We start from the raw sequence: 24,890 nt of genomic DNA, 5'->3' as shown, positions 1-24,890 counted from the left end.
TTTATGTTTAAATTAGTTGCTGATTTTAAGCCAGCAGGTGATCAACCAAAAGCAATTGCGAGTTTAATCCAAGGAATAAAAGAAAATCAACAATTTCAAGTATTATTAGGAGCAACGGGTACGGGAAAAACTTATACGATTGCTAATGTTATTGCTAAAATTAATAAACCAACTTTAATTTTGTCACATAATAAAACCTTGGCAATGCAATTATATGGTGAATTAAAAGGCATGTTTCCTGAAAATCGGGTAGAATATTTTGTTTCTAACTTTGATTTTTATCAACCAGAAGCATATATGCCAAAAACGGATACATATATTGATAAGACAGCAAAATCTAATAGTGATATTGAAATGATGCGGTTAAGTGCGATGAATGCTTTAGTTACTAGAAAGGATGTTATTGTTGTAGCATCAGTTGCTGCGATTTATGGTGCACAAGACCCTGACGAATATAAAAAATCTTTTTTTGAAATTCGTCAGGGTCAAAAAGTTGAAAGAAAAGTATTATTATATTTTCTTGTTAATTCTGGTTACACTCGTAATGATTTAGAAATTCGTCCGGGAATGTTTACGGCAAAAGGTGATGTTATTAAGTTAGCACCGGGTTGAACGGATGAATTTTATTTACGCATTGATTTATTTGATGATGATATTAATGAAATTGCTAAGATTGATGTTTTAACTGGTAAAGTAATTGAAAGATATCAATCTTTTACAATTTTTCCTGCTCAGGACTATATTACTTCTAAAGAAAGATTAGCAAAGGCAATTACTAGAATTGAAGCAGAATTAATAAAATATTTAGAAGTTTTAAAGGCTAATAATCAATTATTGGAGTATCAAAGGATTGAACAAAGAACTAATCATGATTTAGAAGCATTGCAAGAGTTTGGTATTTGTAGTGGTATTGAAAACTATTCACGACATTTAGATTTAAGAGATAAAGATGTGCCACCATATACTTTAATTGATTATTTTGGTGATGATTTTGTAACTATTATTGATGAATCCCATATTTCTTTACCACAAGTTAGAGGAATGTTTAATACTGATCGGAGTAGAAAACAAACATTAGTTAATTATGGTTTTCGCTTACCGAGTGCCTTAGATAATCGGCCATTAAATTTTACAGAATTTATGAATAAATTAAAAACGGTGATATATACATCAGCAACTCCTGGTGATTTTGAATTAAATCAAGTTAATTATCAAGTGACGGAACAAATTATTCGTCCGACAGGTTTAGTGGATCCAACGATTGTTGTTAAACCAACAATGAATCAGATTGATGATATTATTGAAAATGTTTTAGTGCGAAAAGAAAATTGTGAAAGAGTATTAATTACCACTTTAACAATTCGACAAGCCGAAGATTTAACTACTTATTTGCAAGAGCGAAATATTAAAGTAGCATATTTGCATAGTGAATTAAAAACTCTGGATCGTTCAAAGATTTTATTAGAACTAAGAAAAGGGGTTTATGATGCTGTGGTAGGGATTAATTTATTACGCGAAGGCTTAGATATTCCTGAAGTTTCGTTAATTTGTATTTTAGAAGCTAATAAGCAAGGATTTTTACGCGATGCGCGGTCATTAATTCAAACTATTGGTCGGGCAGCAAGAAATGTTAATGGTAATGTTATTATGTATGCTGATACAATATCGGATGCAATGCAAAAGGCGATGGCTGAAACGCTACGCCGAAGAAATGTGCAAATTGCTTATAATAAAGAACATAATATTATTCCTCAAACAATAAAGAAAAAGATTGATGATTCGTTATTTGCTAATAAATTATTACAAGAATTTAATATTGTTAATAAAAGAAAGTCTAAAGATTATGTTGCAACAAAAACGCAAATCATTAATGATTTGCGAAAGGAAATGTTAGTCGCAGCAAAAGATTTACAGTTTGAACGAGCGGCACAGTTACGAGATTTAATTTTGGAATTGGAAACCGAATAAGATTAAATATTTCATTGTTCTTTTTCAAAGATTTCATCAACTTGCCGATAAAGTTCTTTTGTGGAGTCATTATTGATGATTTGATAATCAATAACATCTTTATAAGTTTCGTAATCATCTTGTTGTTGACTAATCTTCATAATTTCTTCAACAGTAAGGTTATCGCGTTCAATAATTCGTTTAACACGGGTTTCTCAATCGCTATTAACAAAAATAATTTTATTAACGAGTTTGTTTCATTTGGCTTGTAAGATGACTGCGGCTTCAACAATAATTAATGTCTTATCACTGTGATTTTTAATTTGTTGTTGGAGACTTTTTTTTAGTAGTGGTCACATAATGTTATTAAGTTTTAGGCGTTCTTTGGAGTCATTAAAAATGATTGCTCGGAGTTTTTTAGTGTCTAATTCATTATCAGTAAACGCAACACTTCCAAAGCGTTTTTTGATGGTTTTTATTACTTTGGGAAGGGTTCTTACTTCTTGACTTAGAATGTCCATATCAATACAATAGGCACCTTTTTTTTGCAAATATTTACTAACAATACTTTTTCCGCTACCGATTTTTCCTGTGATGGCAATAATTAGCATTTTGTTCTCCTTAGTTTAATTTTTAACTTTACAATTTACATTATAATTGATTTTATGGAAATATAATAGTACTTTATATTTTATCGTAAATTCACTATAATATATATGGATATATCAATTGATATAAGACAGAGGTGGCATTTTGCCTGAGAGATACTCTTGGAACTTGAACTAGGTAATACTAGCGGAAGAAGTCTTGTATATTTTAAAGTATATTAGATTTCTTGCTATCATTAAGGAGGTTAAAAAATGATGCAAGAAGTAAATAAGACTAATCAAATTTATCGTTGAATTTTAATGTTAATTAATGGAATTTTTTGTTTCTTAATTGTCGGAGTAATAATTTTGATAACGATAAGTTCGGAAGAAAAATTTTTAAGCATTTTTTCTTCTAATGTTAGGAATACACAATTAATTAATAATAAAATTGTCTTATTTATTAAAATTGCAGTTATTGTGATTTTATTATTATTTTTAGTTGCTAGTTTAATATTAATTTGGTTATTAAGTTGGCAAAAAATAATAAAATCTAATGTTGATTTTAAAGTGATTAAAAAACAATGCTTTAAAATTTACCATTGAAAAACATTTGATTTAGTATTAATCGCTTTTTTTGTTAGTTTATCATTAATTTTTGATTATCTGATGATATTTTTTCCTAAATTACCAATGGGGGGCAGTATTGGTTTAAAATATTGACCCGTATTTTTAATTGCTTTCGTTACTAGTTTTTGACACGGAATTGTAACCGGTGGTATTAGTGCTTTAATTTCGTTAATTATTATTCCCCAAGGAGCAATTATTAATCCTTGACAATATTTACTAGATTATTTTATTCCTATGATTATGCCTTCTTTAATAGGAATAGTGAATATTAATTTTAAAAAGCGGTTTAATGCTAACATTAAAATTTCCTTTATAATAACAGTTATTTGTATTATTATATATATATGCAATGTATTATCGGGAGTATTATATTTTGGTAATTATGCGTGAGATGGTTTTAGTATTTGAGGTTATGCATTAATATATAATTTAATTTATGTTTTTATTTTTGTGTATCCTTTAATGATATTATCATTGCCGTTATTATTTAGAGTATTAATGCCGTGAAAAGAAAAATATAATGATCAAATTAATTAGCATTTGCTAATTAAATATTGGAGGTGATTTGATGGATGATGCAACAAAATATATTATTGTTAAAGGAGCTAGAGAACATAATTTAAAAAATGTTGATTTAACAATTCCTAAAAATAAATTAATTGTTTTTACTGGCGTTTCTGGTAGTGGAAAGTCATCATTAGCCTTTAATACGATTTATGCTGAAGGACAAAGAAGATATATGGAGTCACTGTCGGCTTATGCCCGACAATTTTTAGGTAATAGTGAAAAACCTGATGTTGATTCTATTGAAGGATTATCACCAGCAATTTCTATTGATCAAAAAACCACTAGTAATAATCCTCGTAGTACTGTGGGCACGGTGACGGAAATATATGATTATTTACGATTATTATATGCTCGTGTGGGGCTACCATACTGTATTAATGGTCATGGTTTAATTAAAGCAATGACAATTAAGGAAATGATTAAACGATTAAAACAAATAACAACGGAAGAACGCATTGAAATTTTGTCGCCAGTAGTTATTGATAAAAAGGGGACGCATTATGAGTTGTTTTTAACTTTACGACATGAAGGATTTTTACGGGTTAAAGTTAATAACCACGCTTATTCGTTAGATGATGATATTCAATTAGATAAAAATAAACGGCATAATATTGATATTGTTGTTGATCGCATTAAATTAAGTGATGATGATAATGTTTGATCTAATATTCATGATAGTTTAGAAAAATCATTAAAATATAGTAAAGAATTAGCAAAAGTTGTTCTTGTTAATAGTAAAGAACAATTATTATTTTCGCAAAATCATGCGTGTAATCAGTGTAATTTTACCATTCCGGAGTTAGAACCCCGTTTATTTTCTTTTAATGCGCCAATGGGGGCTTGTTCTGAATGTAAAGGTATTGGGATTCGCTTGGAAGTTGATGAAGATTTATTATTTCCTAATCGTAATCTTTCAATTAATCAAGGTGGGATTGAATTTTATAAAAATTTTATTGGTGGTGATACTTTAGAATGACAGAAATTAAAAATTATTTGTAAAGAATATGGTATTGATTTAGATCAACCAATTAAAAATCTTAGTGATGAACAAATTAATTATTTAATGTATGGTAGTGATGAACAATTAAATTATACTTTAGTATCTAGTAATAATAATACTTATAAAAGTTATGACTATATTGAAGGTGTTGCTAGTATTATTGAACGACGCTTTGTTGAAACTGTTAATGAAATGCGTCGTGAATATTATCGGAAATTTATGAGTGATAAAACTTGTTGGTCTTGTAAAGGGGCACGACTAAATCCTAAAGCATTATGTGTTAAAGTAGGAACGATAAATATTAATGAATTTACTAATTTAGATATTGATGAAAGTTTGGATTATATTCTTAGTTTGAAATTATCAGAACAACAACAAGAAATTGCTAAGTTAGTTATTAATGAATTAGTAAATCGTTTAAGTTTTTTAAATGATGTTGGTTTACGATATTTAAATTTATCAAGACCAGCCCAATCATTATCTGGTGGCGAAGCGCAACGAATTCGTTTAGCAACGCAAATTGGTTCAAAATTGACAGGAGTATTATATGTATTAGATGAACCTTCAATTGGTTTACATCAGAAAGATAATGACCGCTTAATTAAAACTTTAAAATCGTTACGAGATTTAGGAAATACCGTTATTGTTATTGAACATGATGAAGATATGATGCATCAAGCTGATTGGCTTGTTGACATTGGTCCTAAAGCTGGTAAATTTGGTGGCGAAATTATTGCTGTGGGAACAATGGCAGATATTATCGCTAATGAAAAGTCAATTACAGGGAGATATTTATCACATCAAGAAACGATTACAATTCCAAAAAAGCGCCGAAGTGGCAATGGCAAGAAAATTATTATTATTGGAGCAAGAGAAAATAATTTAAAAAATATTGATGTTACTATTCCTTTAGGAAAACTTATTGTTGTTACAGGGGTTTCTGGCAGTGGAAAATCAACTTTAGTAAATGAAGTGTTATATAAAAATCTGTTACGAAATTTAGGACAAAAGGTTAATCGTCCGGGTAAACATCAAAATATTAAGGGAATGGATAATATTGATAAAGTTGTTAATATTTCGCAAGAACCGATTGGAAGGACACCGCATAGTAATCCAGCAACTTATACTTCAGTTTTTGATGATATTCGTGATTTATTTGCTGCGGCGCCATTAGCTAAAACTCAAGGTTATCTTAAAGGAAGGTTTTCTTTTAATGTTCGTGGTGGCAGATGTGAACGCTGTCAGGGAGCAGGAATTATTAAAATTGCGATGCATTTTTTACCAGATGTTTTTGTTACTTGTGAAATATGTGAAGGAATGCGCTATAATGATGAAACTTTACAAGTTAAATATAAAGGGAAAAATATTTATGATGTTTTAAATATGTCAGTTATTGAAGCGCAAGTGTTTTTTGCAAATATTCCAAAAATTAATGTTAAATTGCAAACCTTACTTGATGTTGGTATGGGATATATTAAGTTAGGACAACCAACAACTCAATTATCTGGTGGGGAAGCGCAAAGAGTTAAATTAGCGACTTACTTACAAAAAAGAGCAACTGGAAAAACACTATTTATTTTAGATGAACCAACAACAGGATTACATATTGATGATGTTAAAAGATTATTGTCAGTTCTTAGCCGTATTGTTAATAATGGTGATACTGTTCTTGTTATTGAACATAATTTAGATGTTATTAAGTTAGGTGATTACATTATTGACTTAGGACCTAATGGTGGGAAGTATGGTGGGGAAGTAATTGTTACAGGAACACCAGAGCAAGTAATTAATAGTAATAAAAATTCATATACGGCTGAATATTTAAGAAAAGTTTATCAAATTAATGATAATATTAAATTAAATATAAAGTAGGTGACTATTAATGAAAATTCGTTTGAAAATAGCAATAATCATTTGTTTAACAATATCACCAGTTGTAGTTATTGTGGCTTGTAATAGTGCTAGTGATGAAACTGGTGATGTTGCTGAAGCAACTAAAGCATTGGAAAATGTTGTTTTAAATGAGATTGATTTGGGGTTAGTTAAAGAAAATCAAGATATTAAAGAACAAGTCATTGATAATTTATTAATTGATAATGTCATTGAAGCTCCGCTTGATAAAGTAACTGATTTACGAATTATTTTAGATACTGATAAAATAATTAGTGATGATGTTTTTGTTGTTGAGAAAGATATTGAATTTAAAGAATTTTTTGTGCTTTTAATTGGTAAAACTATTGGAACAAAGCCACAACAAATTACTGTTAGTCGGAAAGTAAAATTTGTGTTTGAAATTGAAAACCCAGAGTTATTAGCAGCGCAAAAAGCACTTAATGAGGTTTCATTAAAGGAGATTACGATTTCGGAGTTAGTTATTCGTGGAAGTAATATTACGACTTTAATTGCATCAAAAGTTCAAGAATTAATTGCTTCAATTCAAAGTCCTGATTTTACAGATTTATCATTTGCTTTAAAAGATAAAGTCATTCCGGCGCCTAATGCTGGTTTACTTATTAATATTGGTGTTAGGTTAATTGCCAAAGCAAAAGATTCTGAACAAAGCCGAATTAGAAGTGAAAAAACGGTAATGGTTAATTTTACTAATATTAAAACCCAAGCTGAGGATGATGCTGAGAAAATAATAGCAGCAAGAACGGCATTAGATAGTATTGTGTTAAAAGAAATCGTTTTTAGTGAAAGTTTTATTATTGGGAAAAATATTACGGTGACGGACGCATAAAGTTTTCTTAGGTAGGAAAATATTTGAATAAGTATTAAGGCAGTCAGTAATGATTGTCTTTTTATTTTATAAGGTGTTAAAAATTTGTTCTTTGAAAATTAAATACAAGTGAATTAATAATGTTGGTATGTATTAAAGCACGATAAATTGTGGGTGGTCGCCATAACCAAAAGAAGTTTACCAGTTAATAGATAACACCCTATTAGCTATAGCAATTTGTTTCGTTTTGCAATAAAAAAATGAATGGGTGGATTTCCTAAAAATATACACGCTATTAAATTAGTTCCAAGGGTAGGATGCGGATGTTAAAGTGTAGAAATTTCTAAATAGGGGTATGCTAAGTTTAAAATTATTAAAATATTTATCTAATTAAAAAAACAAAATTTAATAACAAAGCTTGTTAAACACTTAAATCTGCGATATATAAGTGTTTAAAAAACTAAGTTAGTTAACTTAGTTAATATAACTTAGTTTATCTATAAGAAAGGTAATTTATTATGAAAAACATTGAAAACATTTTCTTAAATACTAAAAAATATCTCTTAAAAGAAACGCAAAACGCAATGCTTATTAAAGCACCAAAAATACCGTGATTTAATGAACAAATCGGCATTTGGTTTCCAAAACGATTTGTTTATAAAGGAAAATACGAAAATTCAATTTGTATTGGAATAATAAAAGATAGTAAATATCAAGTAATCTCAATTAATCAAAAAGAAAAAGAAACCAAATTAATTAAGGGACAAGAATTATTAGGCTTCTTCATTGCCGAAAAAGAAAACAACAAAAAAGATATAAATTATAACTATTTTAAAGGAGATTAAAAATGAATATTGCGATTGGAATAATATTTATTATCATTTGCATAATGCTATTGGCATATTTTGCTTATAAAATTTATGCCAAAATAAAAATGCGAATTAAATATAAAAATGCCATTAAAAATAATACTGGTAATTTTACAAAAGACGAAAAAGTATTGCCCGGTCGCGTTTAGTTTTCTTAGGTATTTTTTAAAAAAGAAAAAATAGTCATTTACTATAAATTATTTCAATATGCAAATTAAGTATATATTTCTTATGTATGATTTTTGTTGTAAAAAATTATTTTAATGTTGTTTTTATAAGCATTTTACTTAGTTTTTATAACCTTTTATTAAGAATATGTTTGTTAATATTAAATATTTTGTTTTATTAATTATTTTTCAAGTAAAAAGGTAATAAATTTTTAGTTGCTTTTCTTTCAAAATTATTCAAATCTTTACCCACCTAACAAAACTTTATGCGCCCCTTGATATCGCATTTAGTAAAACAACAATTAGGATATGGGGCAAAAATATATAATCATAAGAATTTAAATAACTTATTACATTTAAGAATGGCAAATTTAAACAAATTAAATGTATTACATTTCATTAATGAAAATATTAATTTAGAAATAGAAATCAGAAAAGAAATATATAAAAATTCATTATGAAATAAATATAATAATAAAAATGATGATAGTTGAATTAATAAGGGCAGTATTGTATATACGAATAAATATAGAAAACATAAATTTAGATAATTAGTGAAAATTTAATAAAATTAATAATTTTTCATTGTGTAAAAATTCAATAATATGATAAAATGATAATGAATAAAAATGACAATAACAAGAAAGGTAGGGTTAGTTTAGTAATTAAATAGTATAATTAGCTGATTGTTTTACTTCTTCAAAGCAATACCTAAGAAAACTAAACGCGACCTCTAATAGTAGTTATGTTGAATTGTGACAGTAATAATGTTATTATATATAAGCCTGAAAAAAATAGGTTAATGTGGGAGAGATATCGTTGACCACAGCGAGAACAATTATGTATAGGAGGTGTTGCTCGTGGCTAAAAAAATTAAAAGAATTGCTAAATTACAGTTTAATGCGGCACAAGCTAAGCCAGGTCCGGAATTGGCTTCATTAGGGATTAATATGCCACAATTTTGTATTGCTTTTAATGATGCAACAAAAACAAGAATGGGTGATGTTGTCCCTGTTGTTATTACTGCTTATGATGATAAGTCATTTGATTTTGTTTTAAAAACAACGCCAGCAGCTGTTTTATTAAAAAGAGCAGCTAATATTGAAAAAGGTTCAAGTAGTAGTAAAAAAGAAAAAGTAGCAACGATTACTGAAGATAAAATCAGAGAAATTGCTGAATATAAAATGGTTGATTTAAATGCTAATGATATTGAAAAGGCAATGAAAATTATTGAAGGAACAGCAAGAAATATGGGAATTGTTGTTGAAAAGCTATCAAAAGGGGAACAAAAATAGTTATGGTAATTGTTGTTAAAAAGAGTCGTTATTCTAAAAATTATCAAAAAGTATCCCGAATGTTTGATAAAACTAAAATATATTCAATTGATGAAGCTGTTTCATTAGTTAAAAAAACTTCAATAACAAAATTTGATGCTACGGTTGAGTTAGTTTTTCTTTTAAATGTTGATCCAAGACATGCTGATCAACAACTTCGTGGAGCGTTAGTATTACCGGCAGGAACTGGTAAAAAACAAAGAATTTTAGTATTAACTAATAGTATGAATCAAGTGGCGATTGATAATAAAGCTGATTTTGTTGGTGGTAAGGATTTAATTGAAAAAATTCAAAAAGAAAATTGATTTGATTTTGATGTTATTATTGCAACACCAGATATTATGGCTGAATTAGGAAAGATTGGTAAAATATTAGGACCTAAGGGTTTAATGCCAAATCCAAAAACAGGAACGGTAACTACTGATGTGCAAAAAGCAATTGCAGAAATTCGTAAGGGTAAGATTGAATATCGTGTTGATAAACAAGGTAATGTTCATGTAATTATTGGTAAGGTTTCTTTTAGTGAAGAGCAGTTAAAGGAAAATTATCAAGCGATTTATGAAACGCTTAGAAAAGTTCGTCCCGCAGCCGTTAAAGGTGCTTATGTAAAAAATATTAGTATTAGCACTACTATGGGACCAGCGATTAAAGTTGCTATTGAGCATTAATGATATAGTATAATGTTTTAAAGTGGTAGAGAAGATTTTTCTCTACTATTTTTTTATATATTATTCTTATAATCTTTGCGATTAGTTAGTAGTATTGCTAATAACTGGTAATTTTGATATAACTATAATAAGTAATTATTTTAAGGTAATGCTATTGAGGTGTACATTCGTAATGAAAAATAATCAAACGAAGTATGATGTTATTATTATTGGAGCTGGATTTTCTGGTTTAGCGGCAGCATTACGCTTAAAACCTTATAAGTTAAAAGTATTAATTTTAGAAGCTGATGATGATATTGGTGGTCGTAGTTGAAATAAAGTTTTAGATGATGGAACAATAGTTGAATTAGGCGGTCAATGAGTTGGTTGACAACATCAAAGGATGTTATCGTTTATTAATAAATATAAGTTACAAAAATATATAACACCGCCTTTTCCAGAAGGTAAAACATTGTTTCAATATAATGGTAAAATTATTGATGAGTTTCCCGAAGAGGCAATGTTGTTAGTTAATAATTTTGATAACTTAACAAAAGAAATTGATTTAGAAAAACCGTGAATGCATCCTAATGCTAAATTATGAGATAATATTACCTTTGAACATTGATTAGAAATGCAAGATGCAACAGTAGATGCTAAAAAAATGGTAGGAAGAATTATTGCTGGGGGATTATTATCTCGTGATACTAGTCATATTTCAATGTTGCAAGCATTATTTTATGTTGCTACCAGTTCTGAAAAAGGTGCTCAGCATTATCGTGTTATTGGTGGTAGTTATAAAATTGCTAGAAAAATGGTTGGTGATTTAAAAGGAACAGATATTATTTTAAATGAACCAGTAACAGTTATTAATTATGATCAAGAATGTGCTACTGTTTTATCAATGAATAATAATGTTTATCAGGGAAAGTATTTAATTATTGCAATTCCCCCTGTGCTTGCAAGTAAAATTCATTATCATCCAAGTTTAGGTTCACAATACTATGGTTTATTACAAAATTTTCCTGGTGGTGATGCTCTTAAAGTTCATTTTGTTTATGAAAGACCTTTTTGAATTGAAGATAATAATTCTGGTAATGTTTATTTACAAGAAGGCTGACTTACCTAAGTAACAGATAATACCACACCAAGTGATCCGCATGCTATTTTGACAGGATTTATTTATGGTAATAAAAAAAGAGAACTAATTCAAAAGGATTTAGAAAAAAGAAAAAAGTTATTACTGAATGAGTTAGCATTATTTTTTGGTGAAGAGGCTAAAAATATTTTACAGTATATTGAATATGATTGATTAAATTCGCCTTGAACAGGTGGATGTTTTTCAGGTAGTTTAAGAATTGGTTGTTGAACTAGTTATGGACCATATTTAAGGCGCCCCATTGGTGCAATTCATTGAGCAAGTACAGAGTTAAGTATTCATTTTAATGGTTATTTTGAAGGAGCAGTGTTATCTGGTGAAAGAGCTGCTGATGAAATTATTAAGGAATTAAAAGTTAAAAAACCTAAAATTAAAAAAATTACAAAAAAGAAATAAATAATAATTATATCAAACATTTGTATTGATATTTTTATAATTTTATTTCACAATTAAAGTATTAATTTGTAAAAAAATAGCAGTTTGGTTAGGACGCATAAAGTTTTCTTAGGTAGGAAAATATTTGAATAAGTATTAAGGCAGTCAGTAATGATTGTCTTTTTATTTTATAAGGTGTTAAAAATTTGTTCTTTGAAAATTAAATACAAGTGAATTAATAATGTTGGTATGTATTAAAGCACGATAAATTGTGGGTGGTCGCCATAACCAAAAGAAGTTTACCAGTTAATAGATAACACCCTATTAGCTATAGCAATTTGTTTCGTTTTGCAATAAAAAAATGAATGGGTGGATTTCCTAAAAATATACACGCTATTAAATTAGTTCCAAGGGTAGGATGCGGATGTTAAAGTGTAGAAATTTCTAAATAGGGGTATGCTAAGTTTAAAATTATTAAAATATTTATCTAATTAAAAAAACAAAATTTAATAACAAAGCTTGTTAAACACTTAAATCTGCGATATATAAGTGTTTAAAAAACTAAGTTAGTTAACTTAGTTAATATAACTTAGTTTATCTATAAGAAAGGTAATTTATTATGAAAAACATTGAAAACATTTTCTTAAATACTAAAAAATATCTCTTAAAAGAAACGCAAAACGCAATGCTTATTAAAGCACCAAAAATACCGTGATTTAATGAACAAATCGGCATTTGGTTTCCAAAACGATTTGTTTATAAAGGAAAATACGAAAATTCAATTTGTATTGGAATAATAAAAGATAGTAAATATCAAGTAATCTCAATTAATCAAAAAGAAAAAGAAACCAAATTAATTAAAGGACAAGAATTATTAGGCTTCTTCATTGCCGAAAAAGAAAACAACAAAAAAGATATAAATTATAACTATTTTAAAGGAGATTAAAAATGAATATTGCGATTGGAATAATATTTATTATCATTTGCATAATGCTATTGGCATATTTTGCTTATAAAATTTATGCCAAAATAAAAATGCGAATTAAATATAAAAATGCCATTAAAAATAATACTGGTAATTTTACAAAAGACGAAAAAGTATTTAATGCCCGCTTTGAAGAATGAGTTAAAGCTCCTAATTCAAAAGAAAATAATGAGAATAAAAAATAATGTTTTGAAAAATTATTATGGAATTTTTAGAACTGTTTGTTCCGATAGAAAAAATGCCTGCACAAGTTGCTTTTATTGCCGGATTAATTATTATCATTACTTTTCTTTTCGCGTTAATTTCAATTATGTATTTACCAATAAAAATGATTTTTGGGAGATAAAAAATGACAGTAAATTTAAAAGAATTTAATTGAGAACAAATTAAACAAACTTTCTGAGATTTATTTATTCAAATTACAACTATTCCCGCTCATATTAGTGGTGGTAAAGAAATTGATTTAACCCAAGAAACACTTTGACTTTTAATAGCAAACATTGCTTTTTGATTATTAACAGCGATTATGGTGTGATTTATTCTAATGCTACTTTGGAAAACCATATCAGTATTTAGATAGAGACAAAAGTAATGTCGCGGAGTTACATTGTGATGCATTCACAAAGAAATTCAAAATTAATTAGGAAAAAATACAATCATGTTAAGGTTAACCGCGGTTTTAACAAATTTAAGAAAAACTTTAAATATAAATGTGAATGTTTTAAAAAGAAAGGGGGTGATTATATGATTGGAACTTTCTTGGCCGATACACCAGCAGTAACAAAAATAACAGCTAGTGACGCGATGACCAAATTGTGAAATGCGATTATAACAGCGTTTACTAAAATGTGAGAAATTATTGCTGTTAATATGCCACAAGTCGGTAACTTCTTTGCTGACTACTGAATCTTCATTTTTCCATTTATTTTGGCAATATTCTTTATTTGCTTTAAAATGTTTGAAAAACTACTTGGAGCAGTACGCTAATAAAAAAATAAAGTGAGGTGCAAGATGAAATTTTGCAAATGAATAATAGAAAAAAATAACCATTTTATTGAATTAAATCGCACCTCATTTTTAATTTTATGACATTGGGGAGCAATTTGATATATTTACAACGGTTATTTTAAAAACATTGTAAGCTATTTATTTTTAGCAGGTTGTATTTTAATTTTTCTTTTTAAAATAAGTAATTTAACACAAATTAACAAAGTTATTAATTTCTTAAAAAACTCACCATTAAATATTGTGATTGGTTCATTAGGAACTGGAAAAACCGCTTTTCTAGCGTACGCATCAAAATTACTAAAAAAGAAAAAATATCACATCGCCTCAACATTTCCATTACTAAAAACCCAAAAATTAAGTTTAGGACATATGGGATTATTAGACTTTGATTATCCGGTATTGCCAGACAAAACATTACTGCTATGAGATGAAACCAATTTATTTTTAGAAGGAACCGATTGAGAAAAAAATAATACCAAAAACGAAGAAACCGGTATTCAAGAATATTTCGCTCTGGCACGCCATTTTGGTCATATTGTGCTTGCTAGCGGTCAAAGAGATAAACATATTTGAGTTAAAGTTCGTGATATTGCCAATAATGTGATTGTGGGAATTCGTAAAAAACCAGTTAATATTTTTCGCCCCTACTTAAAAGTCATCTATGGTATCTTTACGAGCATTGAAGAATATGAACGCTGACGAAACACCTTAATTGATGCAAAAAATAGCAAAAAGGGTCGCCGTATTAAATATCGTGATATTCCTGAACTTGATATTTATTTTTTTAAATTAAAAATTCCTTTACCAATACTTAACACTTACAATTCTTTTTACCTAGCGTTTTTAAGAGATTACTTAAATTCAAAAGTAAATCCTGACTATGAAGACAAATACTATAATGACACAGCAATTGATTTAGAAGACTTAGAATACTTAAAAATGGATAAATTTAGCAAATTTTTAAGAAAAATGAAAGAAAAGGAATAATAAAAAATGGAAAATCTCGCAAAAATGGCCGACTTTCTCGCCCAAATGCTTTATAAAGTTTTTGATTTAATTTGAAGTCTTGAAGTGCCGGGAACAAATATTCAACTAATATTTCCTTTATTCTTAACACTGGCTGTAGAATTTCTTATGGCAATTATTCTTGGATTTGGTAGTCAACAAGTTAATTTAGAAAAACAACGCCAATATGCTGTTAAAAATAAGGGGCGTTTAAGTGTGTGAGGAAAAGCTAAAAAACAAATAAAACCAATAAAAACAAAACAAGGTAACTAAAAATGTTTAAACTAATTATTATTTTTATCTTAATAACTGTGCTTGGGTTATTAGCTGGTAGTCATTTTGAAACTTTAACGAACTATATTAGCGAAGGTCTTGCTAATTTCCAAAAATTTATTACCAGCAATTTAACAATTTTAGAACTGTTTAAACCAATGGCACGAACATTTTCGCAACACCCAATTTTTACTATTCTTGGCGTCACTTGTGTACTTGTTGCTTTATTTATTGTGATTAAAGGTAGGTAAAAAATGAAGAAATGAACTAAAAAACAAGAATTAAAAAAATAGAGAATGACAAATTAGAAAGACAAAGAAAGGAATTAATAGTTAATTATGTTAAATTCTAATTTATTAAATAAAATTAATGTTAATGATGAATGATATACACAGGAATATGCTGTTAAACCAATTTTAGAATTTTTAAAACCTAATAGTACTATTTTATGCCCTTTTGATAAAGTTGATAGTAAATTTGTATGTGTTTTAGAAAGAAATGGGCATAAAGTTTGGAATAGTCATATTGATGATGGAATTGATTTCTTTAATTACATTAAAAGTGATGTGGATAGATATGATTATATTATTTCTAACCCTCCGTTTAGTAAAAGAAAGCAAGTAATAGAACATTTATTTAATTTGGGCAAACCGTTTGCGATGTTAATACCATTAGTAAGTATTGCATTAAAACCAATTAGAGAAAAAATAGATCAGTGTGAGTTATTAGTTTTTGATAAAAGAATAAAATTTATTACTTATAATGGTATAGTTTGCAAAAATCCACCAAGTGAAACTGCTTATATTTGTCATAATGTTTTGCCTAAGCAAATTGTTTGTAGAAAATTAAAGGAGTTTAAAAATGAAAGAAAAAATGCCATTAAAATTAAGAATTAAAAATTCTTTTAAAAAGCAGTGGTTAAAAATAGTGTTAAGTATCATTTTTATCTTTATAAGCTTATTAATTTGTGCATTAACAGTAAGCGATGCTAAATGAATAACTGGAACAAGTGACGAATTTAATAATTTTATGAGTGAAGAAATGGTTAAATTCTTTGGCAAGTTCAATAGTGGTATTATGCTCGCAGGAATATTTGTTTTTTGATGAGGCGGAGCAATATATTTTGCACTTAAATTTGAAAAATTAATTCGCTTGATTGTTCAGAAAATTAAAGCAAAAAGAGCCTTGAAAAATGAAATCAAACAAACTCATTAATTCTTTAAAAAAATATTGATGAATAATACTTAATTACATTATATTCATATCTTTAAATATAGTTTTATTATTACATACAGATATTGAAAATTTGCAACAATTTATTAAAAATTTTGGAGCAATTGGTAAGTTAATGATTATAGGTTATTCATTAGTATGAGTAACCATAACAGAAATAGCAAACTGCTTAATTCGTTTTATATTAAAAAAGATTAAAGCTAAAAGAATAATGAAAAATAAAATATTTTAAAAAGGAGCGATAAAAATGTTTATGAAAATATTTACCGTGTTAATTATTAGTTTCAATAACATTTTTACCATTCCACAAAACATTAATAATGACAAATCAACAGCACAATCACTAATTAGAAGTAAAAGGCAAAATAATGAATCATACGAATTAAACTTAAAAAAATCAAAATTAACACTTAAATCATCAAAAGATGATAACAGCAAGTGAAATCAAAAATGAGAAATAAAAGTTAATGTAGAAAATGAATTTATTCCCAAAAACTTGCCTCCACGAATGAAACTTAATGATTGAGAATTTTATGTTGACAAAAATGACAAGATCACACTGCCAATATTAAAATCATTAGAATATGATTTAAATTGAGAAAAAAACAGTGAACCAAGATATTGAGAAAATAAAGATTTTTTATCATATCAAAATAAAAAATTAAAAAACATAAAAATGAAAGTACAAGAATGAGATAAAAATGAAAGATATGCCAAATGAAAAATATTAGAATTTAACGCACAATCAGAAATTAAACCCTCGACTGATATTGATTTATCAGAAAAAACCACCAAATTTGATGGCAACTATAACTATAACGATGTTGTTGATAATCTTGATTACTTAATGATTCACCGTGGTGATTTTGATAAATTTAATTACTCGTATCTCTATTGAACGCCCGTATTTAATTTCATTGACACCCTAGAAAAAGGTTATTACAAAGAATTTACGATTAAAAATTATGGCTTTAAAAACGAGAGCTATTTTTATCATAAAACTTCTAGTGATAAAAATGTAGTAAATGAGAATGTTTTGAAAATTAAGGCATTTAACAAAACTCTAATTGCTGGAAATAAGTATTTACAATTGCTACACGGTGAAAATGAAATCTGAAAATATGGCACTACGAATTCTAACGATTATTACCTAATTAAATATCTTTTTGGTACCTTAAATTACCTCAATGTTAGATTTAGTTTTCTACGCTATGACCCCGATTTAAAAAATGATATTTACCTATATTTTAAAAACAACATTCCTAGTATTAACAATAGCGATTACAAAAATGTTTTTAACGAAATCTATGAAATTCTTGGCAATTTCTTTGCTAGTTTATTTTATGCGACTTTTGATATGGACGAAAAAACTCATACCGAAATTGATTTTAAGGGTGTAGAAAACTATAAGAAGGATTACTTTATTCAAATCGGTTTCTTTTATCGTTCATTAATTACCTTTTATCCCAAAAAATACTTAGTAAATATTATAGGAAACTCAGAATTATTACTAAGAAGTTATTTCTTTAGGTCGCGTTTAGTTTTCTTAGGTATTTTTTAAAAAAGAAAAAATAGTCATTTACTATAAATTATTTCAATATGCAAATTAAGTATATATTTCTTATGTATGATTTTTGTTGTAAAAAATTATTTTAATGTTGTTTTTATAAGCATTTTACTTAGTTTTTATAACCTTTTATTAAGAATATGTTTGTTAATATTAAATATTTTGTTTTATTAATTATTTTTCAAGTAAAAAGGTAATAAATTTTTAGTTGCTTTTCTTTCAAAATTATTCAAATCTTTACCCACCTAACAAAACTTTATGCGCCCATTTCTTTACTTTTGACAAAAAAATGCACCAAGATAATTACAATGCTATTAACAACACCAATAGCATTTATCAAATTGATTTTAATGTCCTTAAATCTTATGATAATAAACTCATTGCCTTGCCAACCAACAAAACCGCTAACAGTATTAATTATCTAAATACCGATATTGATATTCGCTATGGTATTAACATTTTTACCTTAACTTTTCCACTTTATCACAAAGGGAATATCTCTAACTACAATTTTAAAATTTATGACTTTAATGTATTAAATTCAACAGCCTTTATCCCTGATGGCTCAAATAACAGTGAATGAGACGATTTAATTCCACCAGCAAATTGCAAATATTCTGGACGATGAATACCAACCTTTAATGATATTGGTTGTGCCATTCAAAATGCTGGTATCAAAATGATAAACTGAATACTCACAGCTTCACAAATCATCACGATTTTGCGACCGTTAGCAATTATTGCAAAAGCAACAGTTAACTTTTCAACCGCCATTTTTCCAGTTTTTAAAACGGTACCAGCTTTTTACTATACCTTTCAATTTTTAATCGGTTTTGCCATTTTTCTAATGATATTAAGAATTTTTGTATAATTATATATATTAGACTTGGTACATAACTATAACATTTTATGTATATTAGACTATAAAATTCATTTTTATCTTTGTATTTATCTAACATTTGTGCTTCACCTAGGAAATAATATTATCAAAATAGTAGATAAAATTAAAGGTTATGTACCAAGTCTATTGAAAAAATAAAATGAAGGAGTTAAATTTATGAAAATTTTAAATATAATAGCTCTTTTGGGGCTGACAACATTGCCAATAGTCGGGTGTTCTAAAAAAGAAAATAAACCAATATTACAAATTAAGAATGAGTCATACGACTTAAACTTAAAAAAATCAAAATTAACACTTAAATCATCAAAAGATGACAACAGCAAGTGAAATCAAAAATGAGAAATAAAAGTTAATGTAGAAAATGAATTTATGCCCAAAAACTTGCCTCCGCGAATGAAACTTAATGATTGAGAATTTTATGTTGATAAAAATGACAAGATTACAATACCGATATTAAAATCATTAGAATATGATTTAAATTGAGAAAAAAACAGTGAACCAAGATATTGAGAAAATAAAAATTTTTTATCATATCAAAATAAAAAATTAAAAAACATAAAAATGAAAGTACAAGAATGAGATAAAAATGAAAGATATGCCAAATGAAAAATATTAGAATTTAAAACTGAATTTAATTAAAATAATTAAACTGTTAAAATCGCTACCCCAAAATGTAGCTTTATATGACGATACTGCTCTTAAACAATTTTTTCATTTTTTCTATTTTGACAAAATAAAAAAGCAGTATTTAAATTTAAATACTGCTTTAGTAAAAATATTTTTAATCTTAATTTAAATAATTAACAAATATATTAAAATTAAAATTTGAAGTTAGGTTATTCTACATAACACATATAAGAAATATTTTTCTCTTTTAATTAATAATGTTAAATTTTATTCTATTCCTAGTCAATCACCTTCAGTGTTGGTTATAATGACAAAACCATCATTTTCATTATCTAATATTTCAAAATAACCATTTATTTGTTCAAAATGAAGCAGTATTACTTTTACGAGAGTATTGAAATCTTCATTTGTGACACTTTCGCCTCAGCCAGAATGGTCATTTATAATAAATTTATTTTTAATAATTTTAGTAATGGTTGCTTGTGAATTTTTATTTTGTTTAATTTCATTTCATGTATTTTTGTTAATTTTAATTTTTAATTGATCATGGGCTAGAAATTTATATCATTTTTCAATGTTATCATAAACATTATGATGAATTGAAGTTGGCAACGCAATATCAGATGTTGCATGATGATGAAAAGTCAAATACATTCATGTTCCGGCAATTGCCAATCCTCCAATCACTAAGGATAGGCCTAGGGTTTCCGGAGCCAGAGCGGCAGCAGTACCAGCTTCTCCGGCTATAACTCCGCCTTCAACCGCCGCTGTTTCGGCAACAGTAATTGTTTCTGCGGCGGCCAAGCTTTCTGTTGTGCTTGTTGATAAGAGCGGGGCCATTTCCATTGCTTCTGCATTTGTAACACCAGTAGCGGCGGCGGTGCCACTAACAGTTATTTTGGTTCCATAAGCTGTTAATGCACCCCCACTTAAAGCTGCTAATCCAGTATTTGTTAATTTTTCTTTAAAAGTTTTTTTATCGTTTTCCGGTAATGTTTGATAATAACGATTAATTTCATTTAATTTTTTTAATTTTTCTTCTTTTGAAAGAGCGTTGTATTGATTTATTGCCTCAGCAGTTGTTGTTTGTAAATTCTCAATATTTGTACTGATGGATTGATTTCCTGCCGAGGCATTTTGTTTTATTTCGTCTTTATTGTTTTTAATTAAGTTAATTTCTAAATTTTCATCATTTTTTAAACTATCATCTTCTGTTTTTTTATCTACAAAATGATATTCATCTTTTTGCAATGGGGTTGTTGCTGGTTCTGGTGCTTTGGCAATATTATTACCTTGATTAGCATCATCATCATTATTGTTGTTGGCCAAATTGGCGTGGTATTGACCATGATCATCAACTGCTAATTTAATTGCGTTCGCCTCTGGTTTTGGCGTGATTGGTAGTAAATTATCTGGTCTCTTGGTTATATCAACGACCGGGGCATTTCCCTGATTGTCATTAATAACAATAGGGTGATTTGTTTGATCTTCTTCTGGTGTTAAAGCAAAATTATAATGATTGTTAATACCCGAACCTTTTTCAAGCTCAACATAAGATATCGCGATGTTATTATTATTTGCATTTTGATGCACGGGTTGATAAGATCCGTCATTATTTACACTAATGTTAGAATTTAAAATATTACTCATTGCTATTATTTCTGGCACCCCACCCCACGATGAAGATTGTCGCATTCTTTCTAAGTAGTTAGAAGCAACTTCATTATTTTCTTGAATAAGATTTCTAAAAGTTGGTGCTTGGCTTCTATTAGAATTGTTTTGAATAGGATTATCTAAATTTTTTTCAATATAATCCTCAACACTATTACGAAAAACATTTGTGACTAAATTATTTACTATTACATCTTTATATCATAATTGATTTAAATTTCTATTATTTATTAAATCATATTGTTGTAGTAATTTTTGAAGATGTAATATATTTTTTAAATTTTCTTCACCAAATAATTGAATGAATCTTGCTCTAAATTCTTCATAATTATTTCGGACCGGCAATAAATAAGCTGTTGCCACAGACCAAAATAAACAACTATTATCTGCAGGAACATCATATAGATTATTTTGATGTGTTGGTGCATTTAAATTATTTTGTCCTATACCAGCATTATATTCATATTCTGTAATTGTTTTTTGTGTATAAATTGGCGTATATATTTTTTTATCAAGTGTAACATACAATAATTTTTTTAATTTATCCTCAGATTTTTTTAAATTGTTATTAATTTTTGTTTTTTGTTCATTAATTTTTATCTTTTTTAATTGTTCATTTAATGATTCTATTTTATTTTTTAAATTTATAAAATTTTTAAAAAGATTCTCAATTTTTATATATTTGTTATATTTTGAATAAAGTAAAGGAGTTAAACCATTTTTATTTTGAAGATTAACATCCGCATCATTGGCAAGCAATAATTTAACGATTTCAATGTTCTCTTCATTTATTGCATAGTATAAAGGAGAAAAATCATTTTCATCTTGCATATTAACATTAGCTCCTTTATTAATTAATAATTGAACCATTTCTTTATTGTTGGTACTTATTGCATAGTATAAAGGAATTAAACCATTTACACCTTTATTAACATTAGCACCTTTTTTAATCAATAACTTTACCATTTCTTTTTTATTGTTTAGAATTGCATAATGTAAAATAGTTGCACCATCTGATGTTATTTTAATGTTAACATCAGCATTATTATTAATTAATAATTGAACCATTTCTTGATTATTTTCTTCTATTGCAAAATGTAAAGGAGTTAAACCGTTTTCATCTTGCATATTAACATTAGCACCTTTTTCAATTAATAATTGAACCATTTCTTTATTGTCTAAAATTATTGCGTAATATAGTGGGGTTAAACCATTCTTAGTTATATTTTTAATATTAGCTCCTTTATTAATTAATAATTGAACCATTTCTTTATTGTTGGTACTTATTGCATAGTATAAAGGAGTTGCATCGTTTTCATCTTGAAGATTAACATCAGCACCATTATCAATCAATAATTCTGCTATTTCTAAATTATTTATATTTTTTGAATTTAAACTTATTCAATGTAAACATCCTATATTTAGATAACTTTTATTATTAATTTTATTTTTAATGTTTTTTGATTTTAAAAGCACTTCCACCACTTCTTTTTTGTTTTTTATAATTGCATAATGTAAAGGTGAAATAAAATCATTATTACAATCTAAAACATTAGGATCAGCACCATTATCAATCAATAATTTTACTATTTGAATGTCACCTGTATCTATTGCATTCTCTATTGCAAAATGTAAAGGAGTTAAACCGTTTTCATCTTGAAAATTAACATCAGCACCATTATCAATCAATAATTTTACTATTTGAATGTCGCCTGTATCTATTGCATAATATAAAAGACTTAAGCTATTTTTATATTGAGGATTAATATCAGTAGTACCAGCATCAATATTAATCAGTAATTTAGTTAAATCAAGGTTGCGTTGTAAAATTGTTACATGTAAAAATTTAAAACAACCAAATTCTATTTCTTTTCAGTTTTTTAATGGAAATAATTTATCTAATCTTTTTTTTCAAGTAATAATATCTTTTTTTATACTAAGCAAAAAAATAATAGCTTGTTTATTATCTAAATCATATTTATTTATTTTTTGAATTAAATTAGTTTCTTGTGCAATTTTTAAAATTTGTTTTATTTTCTCTACATTATTATCTAATATTTTTGTTAGAAATTCGTTTACTTCATATTTTGAATCATTAATAAAATTAAAAATTTTTTTAAATTCATTTAATTCATTTCAAATTTCTATTCTAAATTTATTGAATTGTTCTGAATATTTTTTTCAATCACCCCTTAATTGTGATGTATAATCTTTTCAATTTATTTTTTGATTTTTAATAAATATTTTTTCTTGAATATTTATTAATATATTTTGACTCTCAGCTATGATTTTTTTTAATTCATTGGTATTTTTAATTTCTGCAAAAATTTCTAAAGTTTTTTCATCACATTGAAATCTCATAGCTTCACTTGTAATAAAAATCATTCTTACTAAATCATCTTTTATTGATTGATTTTGTTGTTTATTATGATAATTTGTTAAATTTGTAATTGCATTATTTAAAGTATCTTTTGAAATAATAATATCTTTTCCTTTATCGAGTTTTCCATTTTCTTTTATTACAACATTTAAACCGTCACTTGTATATGCTCCTGTATAATTTAAATTAATATTTTGACAATTATATTTTTTAATTACTGATTCATTTAAAGCTTTAATTTTTTTTTCTTCATCTTTTAAATTTTCACCTTGTAAATTATTAATTTTTTTATTTAAAGAATTTAATTCATTATTATAATTTAATTTTTTAATTTTTTTTTCTTTTTCTTTAAGTGGAATAAGTTCATTTTTTTGTTGTAAATATTCTTTTACTTTTTCTTCATTAAATAAAAGTTTGTTTTCTTTTAAATTATTTAATTTTTCCTTTAAATTATTAAGTTTTTTGATTTCTTCTTGATTATGTTGTTTTATTTTTTCTAAAAGTTCATCATCAAAATAAAAATATTGATTTTGATTATTAATAAATCCCAGTAAATAAAGATTATTTAAATTAATTACTAATTTTATCCTTTTATTATTACTATTTTTTAATGTTAATATTAGTATTTTTTCTTTGTTATTTTGTTGTTTTTTAATTCAATTAATCATTTTAGGATCTAATTCTTCTAATTTAGAAATAATTGTTTTATTATCAAGTTCTTTGCTTATAAGTCCGCCCATATTGATACTTCTTAATGGATCAATATATTTTTCATCAATCAGTTCTTGTAATATTTTTTTAATACCTTCGGAATAATTTTTATCCAGAGTAACTTCTTTTTCAATAATATCAATTTGATTATCTGAATTTGATGAAAATTGAGATTGTTGTTCATCTTGTATTTTTGGAGTATTTGAAATATCTTCGTTGTTTTGTCTTTTACTTCTTTGGAGATTTTCTAAATTATTTGTTTGTGAATAATTAAGCTCACTATTTAATAATTTAGTTTTTGTTCTTTGTTTTCGATTAGGAGCAGCTGCAATCACGGTCGGCAAGGCGTTGCCAGTTATTAAAATTGTTCCTAATAATCCTAAAAGTTTTTTCATTTATTAAATCCTTTACCTTTATGTCAATTTTTACTAAATTAATAAATTTTTATAGTAATCATCCCGTAAATCTTTTCTTAAATTTATAAAATTTAATTAATACAAATTAATTATAAATCATTAAAATAAGAAT

The 24,890-nt window shown here is 26.7% G+C and carries 26 protein-coding genes and 1 riboswitch; of the genes, 24 read left to right on the top strand and 2 right to left on the bottom strand.

Features of this window, described 5'->3' with window-relative positions:
- Window positions 1-3: 3 nt before the first annotated feature.
- The gene (gene uvrB, locus AAHF53_RS05205) at window positions 4-1,968 is read left to right on the top strand and encodes an excinuclease ABC subunit UvrB (RefSeq protein ID WP_342189718.1); all 1,965 of its coding nucleotides are present in this window, start codon (window positions 4-6) and stop codon (window positions 1,966-1,968) included.
- A 2-nt stretch (window positions 1,969-1,970) separates the two neighbouring features.
- On the opposite strand, the gene coaE is transcribed toward uvrB, so the two are convergent.
- Window positions 1,971-2,558 (bottom strand): dephospho-CoA kinase, encoded by a 588-nt coding sequence (coaE, locus tag AAHF53_RS05200; protein WP_342189717.1) that lies wholly within the window; start codon window positions 2,556-2,558, stop codon window positions 1,971-1,973.
- Between the two features lie 120 nt (window positions 2,559-2,678).
- Window positions 2,679-2,768: riboswitch (TPP riboswitch) on the top strand.
- 39 nt (window positions 2,769-2,807) lie between these two features.
- On the opposite strand from coaE, the gene AAHF53_RS05195 reads away from it, so the two are divergent.
- The 23 genes from AAHF53_RS05195 to AAHF53_RS05085 all read left to right on the top strand — a co-directional run bounded on the left by AAHF53_RS05195 (window position 2,808) and on the right by AAHF53_RS05085 (window position 19,612).
- Complete coding sequence (locus AAHF53_RS05195; protein WP_342189716.1) at window positions 2,808-3,701, top strand: energy-coupled thiamine transporter ThiT; 894 nt, start codon at window positions 2,808-2,810, stop codon at window positions 3,699-3,701.
- Between the two features lie 31 nt (window positions 3,702-3,732).
- Complete coding sequence (uvrA, locus tag AAHF53_RS05190; RefSeq protein ID WP_342189715.1) at window positions 3,733-6,603, top strand: excinuclease ABC subunit UvrA; 2,871 nt, start codon at window positions 3,733-3,735, stop codon at window positions 6,601-6,603.
- A gap of 10 nt (window positions 6,604-6,613) precedes the next feature.
- Window positions 6,614-7,471: a hypothetical protein gene (locus AAHF53_RS05185; RefSeq protein ID WP_342189714.1), complete on the top strand. Its 858-nt coding sequence runs from the start codon at window positions 6,614-6,616 to the stop codon at window positions 7,469-7,471.
- Window positions 7,472-7,968: 497 nt separating this feature from the next.
- Window positions 7,969-8,295: a hypothetical protein gene (locus AAHF53_RS05180; protein ID WP_338967683.1), complete on the top strand. Its 327-nt coding sequence runs from the start codon at window positions 7,969-7,971 to the stop codon at window positions 8,293-8,295.
- Between the two features lie 2 nt (window positions 8,296-8,297).
- Window positions 8,298-8,468, top strand: coding sequence for a hypothetical protein (locus AAHF53_RS05175; protein ID WP_342189713.1), 171 nt, complete (start codon window positions 8,298-8,300; stop codon window positions 8,466-8,468).
- 284 nt (window positions 8,469-8,752) lie between these two features.
- Entirely contained in the window at window positions 8,753-9,037 is a 285-nt protein-coding gene (locus AAHF53_RS05170; protein WP_342189712.1) for a hypothetical protein, read from the top strand.
- Between the two features lie 309 nt (window positions 9,038-9,346).
- Complete coding sequence (rplK, locus tag AAHF53_RS05165; RefSeq protein WP_338968191.1) at window positions 9,347-9,781, top strand: 50S ribosomal protein L11; 435 nt, start codon at window positions 9,347-9,349, stop codon at window positions 9,779-9,781.
- 2 nt (window positions 9,782-9,783) lie between these two features.
- The gene (gene rplA, locus AAHF53_RS05160) at window positions 9,784-10,488 is read left to right on the top strand and encodes a 50S ribosomal protein L1 (RefSeq protein WP_342189711.1); all 705 of its coding nucleotides are present in this window, start codon (window positions 9,784-9,786) and stop codon (window positions 10,486-10,488) included.
- 172 nt (window positions 10,489-10,660) lie between these two features.
- Complete coding sequence (locus tag AAHF53_RS05155) at window positions 10,661-11,596, top strand: NAD(P)/FAD-dependent oxidoreductase (protein ID WP_342189710.1); 936 nt, start codon at window positions 10,661-10,663, stop codon at window positions 11,594-11,596.
- A gap of 39 nt (window positions 11,597-11,635) precedes the next feature.
- On the top strand, window positions 11,636-12,022 hold the full coding sequence (locus AAHF53_RS05150; protein ID WP_342189709.1) for a flavin monoamine oxidase family protein: 387 nt from the start codon (window positions 11,636-11,638) through the stop codon (window positions 12,020-12,022).
- Between the two features lie 598 nt (window positions 12,023-12,620).
- Window positions 12,621-12,947, top strand: coding sequence for a hypothetical protein (locus tag AAHF53_RS05145; RefSeq protein WP_338967683.1), 327 nt, complete (start codon window positions 12,621-12,623; stop codon window positions 12,945-12,947).
- A gap of 2 nt (window positions 12,948-12,949) precedes the next feature.
- On the top strand, window positions 12,950-13,171 hold the full coding sequence (locus tag AAHF53_RS05140; protein WP_338967681.1) for a hypothetical protein: 222 nt from the start codon (window positions 12,950-12,952) through the stop codon (window positions 13,169-13,171).
- On the top strand, window positions 13,171-13,332 hold the full coding sequence (locus AAHF53_RS05135) for a hypothetical protein (RefSeq protein ID WP_339023857.1): 162 nt from the start codon (window positions 13,171-13,173) through the stop codon (window positions 13,330-13,332). Before AAHF53_RS05140 ends, AAHF53_RS05135 begins: the two co-directional genes overlap by 1 nt.
- Window positions 13,333-13,335: 3 nt before the next feature.
- Complete coding sequence (locus AAHF53_RS05130) at window positions 13,336-13,566, top strand: hypothetical protein (RefSeq protein WP_338967679.1); 231 nt, start codon at window positions 13,336-13,338, stop codon at window positions 13,564-13,566.
- A gap of 164 nt (window positions 13,567-13,730) precedes the next feature.
- Window positions 13,731-13,973, top strand: coding sequence for a hypothetical protein (locus AAHF53_RS05125; protein ID WP_338967677.1), 243 nt, complete (start codon window positions 13,731-13,733; stop codon window positions 13,971-13,973).
- Window positions 13,974-13,997: 24 nt separating this feature from the next.
- Window positions 13,998-14,981 (top strand): hypothetical protein, encoded by a 984-nt coding sequence (locus AAHF53_RS05120; RefSeq protein WP_342189708.1) that lies wholly within the window; start codon window positions 13,998-14,000, stop codon window positions 14,979-14,981.
- A 6-nt stretch (window positions 14,982-14,987) separates the two neighbouring features.
- Window positions 14,988-15,272, top strand: coding sequence for a hypothetical protein (locus tag AAHF53_RS05115; RefSeq protein ID WP_338967674.1), 285 nt, complete (start codon window positions 14,988-14,990; stop codon window positions 15,270-15,272).
- 2 nt (window positions 15,273-15,274) lie between these two features.
- The gene (locus tag AAHF53_RS05110; RefSeq protein WP_338968622.1) at window positions 15,275-15,523 is read left to right on the top strand and encodes a hypothetical protein; all 249 of its coding nucleotides are present in this window, start codon (window positions 15,275-15,277) and stop codon (window positions 15,521-15,523) included.
- A gap of 87 nt (window positions 15,524-15,610) precedes the next feature.
- Entirely contained in the window at window positions 15,611-16,168 is a 558-nt protein-coding gene (locus AAHF53_RS05105; RefSeq protein ID WP_342189707.1) for a hypothetical protein, read from the top strand.
- Window positions 16,134-16,487, top strand: a complete 354-nt coding sequence (locus AAHF53_RS05100; RefSeq protein WP_338967669.1) for a hypothetical protein — start codon at window positions 16,134-16,136, stop codon at window positions 16,485-16,487. The genes AAHF53_RS05105 and AAHF53_RS05100 overlap by 35 nt, the downstream gene beginning before the upstream one ends.
- 265 nt (window positions 16,488-16,752) lie before the next feature.
- Window positions 16,753-18,066: a hypothetical protein gene (locus AAHF53_RS05095; RefSeq protein ID WP_342189706.1), complete on the top strand. Its 1,314-nt coding sequence runs from the start codon at window positions 16,753-16,755 to the stop codon at window positions 18,064-18,066.
- A 214-nt stretch (window positions 18,067-18,280) separates the two neighbouring features.
- Window positions 18,281-18,943, top strand: a complete 663-nt coding sequence (locus tag AAHF53_RS05090; protein ID WP_342189705.1) for a hypothetical protein — start codon at window positions 18,281-18,283, stop codon at window positions 18,941-18,943.
- Between the two features lie 186 nt (window positions 18,944-19,129).
- Complete coding sequence (locus AAHF53_RS05085) at window positions 19,130-19,612, top strand: hypothetical protein (RefSeq protein ID WP_338967666.1); 483 nt, start codon at window positions 19,130-19,132, stop codon at window positions 19,610-19,612.
- Between the two features lie 255 nt (window positions 19,613-19,867).
- On the opposite strand, the gene AAHF53_RS05080 is transcribed toward AAHF53_RS05085, so the two are convergent.
- A complete protein-coding gene (locus AAHF53_RS05080) occupies window positions 19,868-24,757 on the bottom strand; it encodes an ankyrin repeat domain-containing protein (protein WP_342189704.1) in 4,890 nt (1,629 codons plus the stop codon).
- Between the last annotated feature and the right edge of the window lie 133 nt (window positions 24,758-24,890).

Source organism: Spiroplasma endosymbiont of Dilophus febrilis, from assembly GCF_964030685.1.
Lineage (GTDB): Bacteria > Bacillota_I > Bacilli_A > Mycoplasmatales > Nriv7 > Nriv7.
The sequence above is the reverse complement of the archived record's forward strand: the minus strand, read 5'-3'. Positions and strand labels throughout refer to the sequence as shown.